Source organism: Kitasatospora sp. NPDC058492, from assembly GCF_042720685.1.
Lineage (GTDB): Bacteria > Actinomycetota > Actinomycetes > Streptomycetales > Streptomycetaceae > Kitasatospora.
Window position 1 is genome coordinate 102,318 of the sequence record NZ_JBHXMU010000024.1, and the last position, 10,092, is coordinate 112,409.

Sequence of the window (10,092 nt, forward strand, 5' to 3'; positions counted from 1 at the left end):
TCGCTCACGGCTTCCACTCGACGGGCAGGTTGGGCGCCTCGCTGCCGCTGGGCGGGACCTGCATGGTCTTCAGGGTGAACTCCATCACCTGCTTGAACACCGGTCCGCACAGCTGGCCGCCGAAGTGGCCGTTGACCGGCCCCTGGAGGGTGCAGGAGACGGTGTACCGGGGGGCGTCGGCGGGGGCGAAGCCGATGAAGGAGGCGGTGTAGCCGTCGTAGCCGACGCCGTTGGCGGCCCCCCGGTTGGCGGTGCCGGTCTTGCCGGCGACCCGGTAGCCGGGGATGGCGGCCTTGCCGCCGGTGCCCTGCTCGTCGTCGACGACCGACTCCAGCATCGAGGTGAGGGTCTTGGCGGTCTCTTCGCCGACCACCCTGGTCTGCTCGCCCGGCGGGGTCGCGGTGTACTTGCCGTCCGGGCTGGTGGTGCCCTGGACGATGCTGGGCGCGACCCGGACGCCGCCGTTGGCGATGGTCGAGTACACCGAGGTGGCCTGCAGCGCGTTCATCTGCATCGGGCCCTGGCCGAAGGAGGTGTTGTACTTCTCCGAGGCGACAAGGTCCTCCGGCTTCTTGAGCTTCCCGGCCGTCTCGCCGGGGAAGTTCAGACCGGTCGGCTGGGCGACGCCGAACTTGCGCATGTAGCTGTCCAGGATCTGGTTGGCCTTCAGCTGGTCGCCGTCGCCGAGCGTCTCCATGGCCTCGATGGTGCCGATGTTGGAGGACTTGGCCAGCACCCCGGCCAGGGTCAGGTACCAGGTTTTGTGCTCGATGTCGTCCTTGAACTGCTGGCCGGCCCGGACCAGCGGGTAGGGCACCGTGACCTTGGTGTCCCAGGTGGCCTTGCCGGTGTCCAGGACGGCTCCCAGGGTCATCAGCTTGGCGGTGCTGCCCGGCTCGTACGCGTCGACCAGCGCGGCGTTGCCCATCTGGGACTGCTTGGCGGTGCTCAGGTCGTTCGGGTTGAAGCCGGGCGCGGTGGCCATCGCGAGGACCTGACCGGTCTTCACGTCCTGGACGACGACGTAGCCCTTCTCCGCCCCGGAGTTGGCGACCTGGTCGGTGAGCGCCCGCTGGGCGGCCCACTGGATGTCCCGGTTGATGGTCAGCTTCACGTCGGTGCCGGGCACGGCCGGGTCCATCGAGCCCCCGGCGGTGGGCACCAGCCGGCCGCCCGCCTGGGCGTAGCTGCTGTGCCCGTCCTTGCCGGCGAGCTGCTTCTGGTACTGGAGCTCCAGGCCGCCGGCGCCCTCGCCCTCGCCGTTGACGAAGCCGACCAGGTTGGCGGCCAGGCCGTCGGCGGGGTAGATCCGCTTCTGGGTCTCCCGGTTGAACACCCCGGCCAGCGGGTTGGCGCACTCGTTGTCGACCCGGGTGCGTCCGCCCTGGTCGGCGGCCTTGGTCAGCAGCCGCTTCTGGGCCTGGCAGGTCCGCGAGCCGGCCTGCTTCTCCAGGCCCGCCTTGAGGTCGCTGATCTGGCTCTTGGTGGCCGGGGTCTGCTGGGCGGCGAGCCGCTTGTAGCGGGTCTTGGGGGTGTGCAGGTCGGCGGCGATCTTGTCCTTGGGCACGCCGAGGATCGGCGACAGCAGGGCGGCCGCCTGCTCCGGGGCGTCCGGGATGCCGGTCGCCGCCGGGGTGAACATCGCCGGGTCGGCGGTGATGTCGTACGCGTCGACGGTGGCGGCCAGCGCCACCCCGTCGGAGGACGTTATCGAGCCGCGCTCGGCGGTGATCGGGATGTTCAGGTAGCGGTTGGTGTTGGCGTCGGCGGCCAGCGCGTCGGAGTCCAGCAGCTGGAGCTGCACCAGGCGGCCGGCGAACACCGAGAACACCAGCGACATCACCACGGTGATCACCCGCAGGCGGCGCTTGGGCTCGGCCAGCCGGAGCGCCTTGGGGCGCTGCGGGCGGCGCGGCCGGACGGCGGCCTGGCTCCGGGCCGGCGGGCGGCCCTCGGGGCGGCGCTGCTGCGGTGTACGGGCGGCGGCGGCCTTGGCGGGCTGGCCCTTGGCCGGCTGCCCCTTCGCGGACTGTCCCTTGACGGGCTGTCCCTTCGCGGGCTGCCCCTTTGCGGGCTGGGCCTTGCCGGCGGACTGGCCGCGCGGCGCGGCCGCGCGGGGCGCGGCGCCCTTGGGCGGCTGGCGGCGGCCGTTGCCGGAGCCTCCGGACGGCTGACGTGGCGTGCTCATCGGCCCGCACCTCCGGTCGACGGTGCGGGCGCGGCCGGGGAGGCCGGGTTGATCTGGACCACGGAGTCACCGGCCGTCGCCGCCGGACTCGGTGCACCTGGGGGCGCACCCGTCGGGGCGCTCGGCGCCGGCTGCTTCATCGGCCACGGGTCGACCGTCGAACGCTTGACCGGCGGGCTGTCCTGCGCCGGTCCGGGCGTGCCGATCACCTTGCCGCCGTTCGGGACGTCCAGGAAGGCCATCCCGCCGGCCGGGATCATGCCCAGCTCGGCGGCCCGCCGGGCCAGCGCGTCCGGCGCCGAGCTCTGGTCGATCTGGTGCTGGAGGCCCTGCTTCTCGTCGGTCGCCACGGTGGTCTGCTTCTGCAGCCGGGACAGCTCGAAGGAGCCCTCGTTGAGCGCCGTGTTCAGCGCCAGCAGCCCGAGCAGCCCCGCCGCGAGCAGCACCACCACGAGCACCGCGAACGGCGTGCGGCCCCGCACCGGACGCCGCCCCGGCCGGACCGTGATCCGCGCCCTGCCCTGTCCGGGGAACGATCCCCGCCCCGCCCGGACCTCACCGGCCACCGGCCCCACTGCTCTCCTCCGCCCTTCGGACCCCGCCGGGGCCAACGTTTCAGCCCCGCTTGCTACGGTCCCTGATCCTCTCCGCCACCCGCAGCCGTACGGGCGCGGCGCGCCGGTTCTCCTCGATCTCCTCCTCCGTGGCCTGCTCGGCACCACGGGTGATCAGCTTGAGCCAGGGCTGGTGCTCCTCCGGGATGAACGGCAGCCCCGGCGGCGCGGTGTTGGTCGACCCGGCGGCGAAGTACTGCTTCACCAGCCGGTCTTCCAGCGACTGGTAGGACATCACGACCATCCGACCGCCGATCGCCAGGGCCTCCAGCGCTCCGGGGATCGCCCGGTCCAGGACCTCCAGCTCGCCGTTGACCTCGATCCGCAGCGCCTGGAACGTCCGCTTGGCCGGGTTCCCGCCGGTCCGGCGGGTCGCCGCCGGAATGGCGTTCCGCACCAACTCGACCAGACGCGCGCTGTTGGTGAACGGTTCCTTCTCCCGCTCCCGCAGGATCACCGAGGCGATCTTCCCGGCGAACCGCTCCTCGCCGTAGACCTTGAGGATCCGGGCCAGGGCACCGTGGCTGTAGGTGTTCAGCACCTCCGCCGCGCTGATCCCCCGGGTCTGGTCCATCCGCATGTCCAGCGGCGCGTCCTGCGCGTACGCGAAACCGCGATCGGCCTCGTCCAGCTGCATCGAGGAGACGCCGAGGTCGAACAGGACGCCGTCCACCCGGTCGATGTCCAGGCGCTCCAGCACCTCGGGGATCTCGTCGTAGACGGCGTGCACCAGGGTGGCCCGGTCGCCGAAGGGCGCCAGCCGCTCGCCGGAGAGCTTCAGCGCCTGCGGATCGCGGTCCACCGCGACCAGCCGCACCTCGGGGAACTGGGTGAGCAGCGCCTCGCTGTGCCCGCCGAGGCCGAGGGTGGCGTCCACCACCACCGCCCCGGGGCGCGAGATCGCCGGAGCCAGGGCGTCCATGCACCGCTGCAGCATGACCGGAACGTGCTTGGGGCCCGGATCGTTGGTGGTCATGCGCGGTGGCGCCCTTCCTCAGGTGCGGAGCAGCCCGACGACCGGGAGCTTCGACCATTCTCGCCCACCACTGCACGACGCGACGACGCGGCCCGTGGTCCCCGCCCGCTCCAAGGGGAAGATCGTGACCGCCCGGCGCCGGGGAAGGTGCGCCAGGTGGGCACGGAGCGGGTGGAGGCCACGGGCCGCATCGACCGGGCCACCCGGGCCGGAAAAGCCCGGTTGACGGGATCCGGCGGGTGTGCTCCACTGCGCCGCAAACTCTATCGCGCGGACCCCGCCAGTCAATGGTCCGCTCCGGCGCACCACCCGGGCGGCGGTACGGATCACCGCAGGTCGCAGCCGTGGGACTGGCCCCGCGGAGGTGCCGGCCGGGGGCCTGCGGGAGCGGCCGCGCGCCCCACCCGCGCACCCTCCCCACGGGCGCTCCGGGACCAGCCCGGACAAACCCTCCCGAACGCGTGGAGCGGTCGGCCCGTTGTGGCTATGCGCTCGATCACAGCGGCCCGATCTGTAGCTCTCCTCCCCACCGCGGGCGCCCGAATCGCACTAACGTCGCCACCATGACAGTGACCCCCGACCGGCCGACGCCGACCGACGCTGCCGACTCCCCGCGACCCGCCATCATCGACCGCTTCGTCACGGACAACCGCGAGTACGCCGTGACCTTCCGGGACGGCGGGATGGACGCCCGCCCGGTCCAGAAGATCGCCGTGGTGGCGTGCATGGACGCCCGCCTCGACCTCTTCGCGGCACTCGGCCTCGAACTGGGCGACGCCCACGTCATCCGCAACGCGGGCGGCGTCGTCACCGACGACACCATCCGCTCCCTCACCATCAGTCAGCGCGCCCTCGGCACCCGCTCGGTCGCGCTGATCCACCACACCGGCTGCGGCCTGCTCGGGCTGACCGAGGACTTCCGCCGCGAGCTGGAACTGGAGGTCGGCCAGCGCCCGCAGTGGGCGGTGGAGGCCTTCGTCGACCTCGACGGCGACGTCCGCCAGTCCATGCAGCGGGTCCGCACCTCGCCCTTCCTGCTGCACACCGACGACGTCCGCGGCTTCGTCTTCGACGTCCACACCGGGCTCCTGCGCGAAATCCACTGAACCCCGTACCGCACCACCGCCCCCGCACCGTGCACCGCCCGGCCAACGGCGTCCGGGCATCCGGGGCCCTCCCGAGGGTGACTTCTGGTCACCGGTCAGGGGAGAATGCGCCTGCCGGTCAGACCCCGAACCACCTGGGGCGGCCAGGCCGCAGGCCGCTGCCCCGGCGCCGGATCCCCGACGGAACCGCCCCTGGGAAGGCCGCGTCAAGCATGGGGTGGGGTCCGGCCTCGGGGTGAGGCGGGCACAGGGTGCCAGGGAGCGTATACGGGTGACGAGCTACAGCGATCAGGCCGGTCTCGGCAGTTCTGCGGGGGGCGACCAGGGGACGGACGGGTACCACCGGGCCGGACTTCCCGAGCTCGCCGCGGTCGTGGACCGGATCCGCGCCAACATCGAGAGCGTGATCGAGGGCAAGCCGGAGGCCGTCCGGATCGCACTGACCGTCCTGCTCGCCGAGGGCCACCTGCTGCTGGAGGACGTGCCCGGCGTCGGCAAGACCATGCTGGCCAAGGCGCTCGCCCGCTCGGTCGACTGCACCGTCCGCCGCATCCAGTTCACGCCCGACCTGCTGCCCTCGGACGTCACCGGCACCAACATCTACGACCAGCACCAGCGCGACTTCGAGTTCCGCCCGGGCGCGATCTTCGCGCAGATCGTGGTCGGCGACGAGATCAACCGCGCCTCGCCCAAGACCCAGTCCGCACTGCTGGAGTCGATGGAGGAGCGCCAGGTCACCATCGACGGCACCAGCTACGAGCTGCCCTCGCCGTTCATGGTCGTGGCCACCCAGAACCCGGTCGAGATGGAGGGCACCTACCCCCTGCCGGAGGCCCAGCGGGACCGCTTCATGGCCCGGATCTCGATCGGCTACCCCAGCCCCGAGGCCGAGTTCGCGATGCTCGACGTGCACTCCGGCGCCAGCCCGCTGGAGGACCTCCAGCCGGTGGCGCACGCCTCCGACATCCTCAAGCTGGTCGACCTGGTGCGCAGCGTGCACATCGCCGACCCGGTCCGCCGCTACGCCGTCGACCTGGTCGGCGCCACCCGCACCAGCCACGAACTGCGTCTGGGCGCCTCGCCGCGCGCCACCCTGCACCTGGTCCGGGCCGCCCGCGCCGCCGCCGCGCTCGACGGGCGCGACTACGTCACCCCGGACGACATCCAGCGCCTGGCCGTGCCCGTCCTCGCGCACCGTCTGATGCCGACCGCCGAGACCCAGCTCAGCCGCCGCACCGCCGAGCAGATCGTGACCGACCTGGTCGCCCGGCTGCCGCTGCCGCGCCCGCAGGGCGGCCCGGCCGTCCGGAGGGGCTGAGGTGGCCCCGTCCGACCCGACGTCAGGACTGCGGGCCGGGCTGCGCGGCCTCACCACCCGGGGGCGCTCCTTCCTCGCCGCCGGCGTCACCGCGGTCGGCTGCGCCTACCTGCTCGACCAGGACGCGCTGCTGCGCGTCGGCGTGCTGCTCGCCGCGCTGCCGCTGGCCGCCGCGCTGATGGTCGCCAACACCCGCTACCGGGTGGCCAGCGGCCGCCGGCTGAGCCCGCGTCGCGCGGTGGCCGGCCAGGAGGCCCGGGTCCACCTGCGGGTCGACAACGTCTCCCGGGTGCCCACCGGGCTGCTGCTCCTGGAGGACAAGGTCCCGTACGTGCTCGGGCCGCGCCCGCGCTTCGTGCTGGACCGGGTCGAGCCGCGCGGCCACCGCGAGGTCTCCTACCGGGTCCGCTCCGACCTGCGCGGCCGCTACCCGCTCGGGCCGCTCCAGCTGCGGCTGTCCGACCCGTTCGGGATGTGCGAGGTGAACCGTTCCTTCTCCGCCTCCGACGTCCTCACCGTCGTCCCCCAGGTCCAGGCCCTGCCGCACGTGCGGCTGAGCGGCGAGTGGGGCGGCCAGGGCGAGAGCCGTGCCCGCACCCTGGCGCTGGCCGGCGACGACGACGTGATCCTGCGCGAGTACCGGCCCGGCGACGACCTGCGCCGGGTGCACTGGAAGTCCACCGCCCGGTACGGCGAGCTGATGGTGCGCCGCGAGGAGCAGCCGCAGCGGGCCCGGGCGACCGTCCTGCTGGACACCCGGGAGATCGGCCACCGGGGCAGCGGCCCCGCCTCCTCCTTCGAGTGGGCCGTGAGCTGCGCCGCCTCGGTCGCCGCGCACCTGCTGGAGCGCGGCTACCAGACCCAACTGCTCACCGACACCGGCCAGTGGGTGCCCGGCCCCGGCGGCGGCAACACCGCGGCCGACGCCTCCGGGCTGATCCTGGACGCGCTCGCGGTGGCCGACCTGTCCGACGGCGGCGGCCTCTCCCGCGCCGAGGAGCCGCTGCGCGCCGGCGGCGAGGGACTGCTGGTCGCCGTGCTCGGCGAGCTCGACGAGGCGCAGACCGCCCGGCTGGCCCGGCTGCGCAACCGCACCGGCGGGGCCGTCGCGTTCCTCCTCGACACCGGCACCTGGGCGGGCCTGCGGATGCTCGCCCCCAACACCGGCGGCGACGAGTTCCGCAACCGGGTCCGGCAGCTGCGCGAGGCCGGCTGGACCGTCCTGCCGGTCAGCTCCGGGGACTCCGTCCCGGACCTCTGGCAGGCCGCCGACGGCGCCAAGACGACCTCCCCCTACCGAGAAGAGACCGGCGCGTGACCACCCGGGCCAAACTGACCGTCTACTCGGCGCTGGCCACCGCCCTCGCGTCGCTCTGCCTGACCCCGCTGCTCACCACCAGGAGCTGGGTCACCCACGCCTTCCTGGTGATCGCGGTGATCGCGGCGGTCGGCGCGGGCCTGCGGCGGGCCCCGCTGTACCGCTGGACGGTGCCGGTCGGCCAGCTGCTGGTGCTGTTCCTGCTGATCCTGATCGGCTTCGCCGGCTCCGGCTCGCTGCTGGGCGGCGTGCTGCCCGGGCCGTCCTCGCTGCGCGCCCTCGACCACGTCGTCAGCTCCGGCCTGGACGACATCCAGGTGTACGCCATCCCGGCGCCCCCCAACCCGGGCCTTCGGCTGATCCTGGTCGCCGCGGTCGGCCTGGTCGCCGTCGTGGTGGACACCGTCGCGGTGACGTACCGGCGCTCGGCGCTGGCCGGGCTGCCGCTGCTGGCGCTGTACTCGGTCGGCAACGGGCTCTCCGGGGACCACGGCAGCTGGCTCTGGTTCGCCCTGGCGTCGGCCGGCTACCTGGTGCTGCTGTTCGCCGAGGGGCAGGACCGGGTCTCCCGCTGGGGCCGGGTCTTCCACGGCGGCTCGCGCAACTGGACGAGCTCCGGCCGGGTCAGCCCGGGCGGCCAGCAGGTCGGCGTCCTCGCACTGGTCGCGGCGCTGCTGCTGCCGGTCGTCCTGCCGCACTGGGACTCCGGCCTGCTGAGCCCCGACTCCGGCGGGTCCTCGGGCAGGAGCTCCATCGGGTCGGCCACCAGCCTCGACCCGCTGGTCAGCCTGGAGTCGGCGGTCACCAAGCCCACCAACAACGAACTGCTCACCTACACCCTGGACAGCGAAATCGCCGACCAGGTCTACCTGCGCACCGGGGCACTGGACCAGTTCGACGGCACCAACTGGCGGCTCGGCAGCACCACGGTCAACGACCTCCCGTCCTCCTTCCCCGCCCCCGAGGGCCTGCGGGACGCCAACCTCCCCCGGATCGAGGGCGACTTCCAGATCAGCGACCGGCTGGAGAAGAGCTGGCTGCCGATGCCCTATCCGGCCGCCTCCGTCCAGGTCCCCAACCGCTCCGACTGGAAGCTCGACCCGTTCACCCGCACCGTCCTGCCGACCAACGACCGGGCGATCCGCGGCCTGCGCTACCACGTCAGCGCCCTGGACCTGCGGCCCACCGCGAACGAGCTGCGCACCGCGTCGACCGCGCCGCAGGACATCCGGGACCACTACACCGCCCTCCCCCAGGACCTCCCGCCGGTCGTCGCGCAGCAGGCCCACGAGGTCACCGCCAAGGCGACGAACGACTACGACCGGGCGATGGCGCTGGTGAACTGGTTCACCGGCCCGCAGTTCCAGTACGACACCGCGGTCAACGGCGGCACCGGCAGCAACGCGATCGCGGTCTTCCTGCGCGACCGCAAGGGCTTCTGCGTCCACTTCGCCTCCACCATGGCGGCGATGGCCCGCACCCTGAAGATCCCGTCCCGGGTGGCCGTCGGCTTCACCCCCGGCGACGCCAAGGGCGGCAACGTCTACTCGGTGACCGGCCGGATGTACCACGCCTGGCCCGAGCTGTACTTCTCGGGCTACGGCTGGCTGCGCTTCGAGCCCACCCCGAGCCGCGGCAACCAGCCGCGCTACACCGAGCAGTCCACCACCGCGACCACCGCGCCGTCCCAGCAGCCGACCGCCTCCGCGCAGAGCTCGGCGCCGGTCCCGGCGCCGACCGACAGCAAGGGCTGCGACGCGAAGCAGCGCCAGCTGGGTGAGTGCGGCGACAGGAGCAAGGCCGTCAGCAGTGCCGCCGAGGACTCCTGGCTGCTGTCCGGGCAGGTCCTGGGCAGCGCCGCCGTGGTGGTGCTGGTGATCGCGCTGCTGCTGGTGCCGATGCTCTGGCGGTCGGCGCTGCGCCGGCGCCGGCTCGGCTCCGGCGGCCGGCGCGGGCCCGGCCGTGGCCCGGCCGAGCTCACCGACGCCCAGGTGCTGGCCGCCTGGGACGAGCTGATCGACTCCGCCTGGGACGTCGGAATTCCCCCGGACGAGTCACACACCCCGCGCTCGGCCGCCCGGCGGATCACCGAGAAGGCTGAGCTGGACGCGGACTCGGCGGCGGCCGCCGGTCGGCTGGCGCTGGCCACCGAACGGGTGCTCTACGCTCCGGCCGGCCAGGTCACCACCGCCCCGCTGTCGGCCGACGTCCGGACCGCCCGGCAGGGCCTGCGGGCCACCGCCAGCCGGGCCGGGCGGACCAGGGCGGTGCTGCTGCCGCCGTCCTCGGCCCAGCTGTGGTGGCGGATCTCCGACGCCCTGCGGGCGGCCCGGGAGGCGGTCGGCACCAGGGTCGGCCGGGTGTCCACCGCGGTCACCGGCCCGGTGCGGCGGGTGGTCTCCCGGCGCAAGCGCAAGCCGGAGTCCGAGCAGGACCCCGGGGAGTCCTGAGCGGGGCCCGAGCGAACGGGCCGTCGCGCGGATACAAGAACGCCGGGGCGGGCAGTCGATCGACTGCCCGCCCCGGCGTTCGTCCAGCGGGTGCGCGCCCCGGCGGGCGTGCGGTGCGCGGC

Annotated in this window: 7 protein-coding genes; 4 read left to right on the forward strand and 3 right to left on the reverse strand. The window is 73.6% G+C overall.

Annotated features, from left to right (window positions below; genetic code table 11):
- Positions 1–4: 4 nt before the first annotated feature.
- The 3 genes from ACFWPI_RS18160 to rsmH all read right to left on the reverse strand — a co-directional run bounded on the left by ACFWPI_RS18160 (position 5) and on the right by rsmH (position 3,778).
- Positions 5–2,188, reverse strand: a complete 2,184-nt coding sequence (locus tag ACFWPI_RS18160; protein WP_380372156.1) for a penicillin-binding transpeptidase domain-containing protein — start codon at positions 2,186–2,188, stop codon at positions 5–7.
- Positions 2,185–2,670 carry a cell division protein FtsL gene (locus tag ACFWPI_RS18165; protein WP_380372159.1) on the reverse strand — a complete coding sequence of 162 codons (486 nt, stop codon included), beginning with the start codon at positions 2,668–2,670 and terminating at the stop codon, positions 2,185–2,187. Before ACFWPI_RS18165 ends, ACFWPI_RS18160 begins: the two co-directional genes overlap by 4 nt.
- Before the next feature lie 133 nt (positions 2,671–2,803).
- Positions 2,804–3,778: a 16S rRNA (cytosine(1402)-N(4))-methyltransferase RsmH gene (rsmH, locus tag ACFWPI_RS18170; RefSeq protein ID WP_063347242.1), complete on the reverse strand. Its 975-nt coding sequence runs from the start codon at positions 3,776–3,778 to the stop codon at positions 2,804–2,806.
- A gap of 563 nt (positions 3,779–4,341) precedes the next feature.
- On the opposite strand from rsmH, the gene ACFWPI_RS18175 reads away from it, so the two are divergent.
- The 4 genes from ACFWPI_RS18175 to ACFWPI_RS18190 all read left to right on the forward strand — a co-directional run bounded on the left by ACFWPI_RS18175 (position 4,342) and on the right by ACFWPI_RS18190 (position 9,970).
- A complete protein-coding gene (locus ACFWPI_RS18175) occupies positions 4,342–4,884 on the forward strand; it encodes a carbonic anhydrase (RefSeq protein ID WP_063347243.1) in 543 nt (180 codons plus the stop codon).
- A gap of 373 nt (positions 4,885–5,257) precedes the next feature.
- On the forward strand, positions 5,258–6,202 hold the full coding sequence (locus tag ACFWPI_RS18180; RefSeq protein ID WP_244293604.1) for a MoxR family ATPase: 945 nt from the start codon (positions 5,258–5,260) through the stop codon (positions 6,200–6,202).
- Between the two features lies 1 nt (position 6,203).
- Entirely contained in the window at positions 6,204–7,520 is a 1,317-nt protein-coding gene (locus ACFWPI_RS18185) for a DUF58 domain-containing protein (protein WP_380372163.1), read from the forward strand.
- A complete protein-coding gene (locus ACFWPI_RS18190) occupies positions 7,517–9,970 on the forward strand; it encodes a transglutaminaseTgpA domain-containing protein (RefSeq protein WP_380372165.1) in 2,454 nt (817 codons plus the stop codon). Before ACFWPI_RS18185 ends, ACFWPI_RS18190 begins: the two co-directional genes overlap by 4 nt.
- Positions 9,971–10,092: the final 122 nt, after the last annotated feature.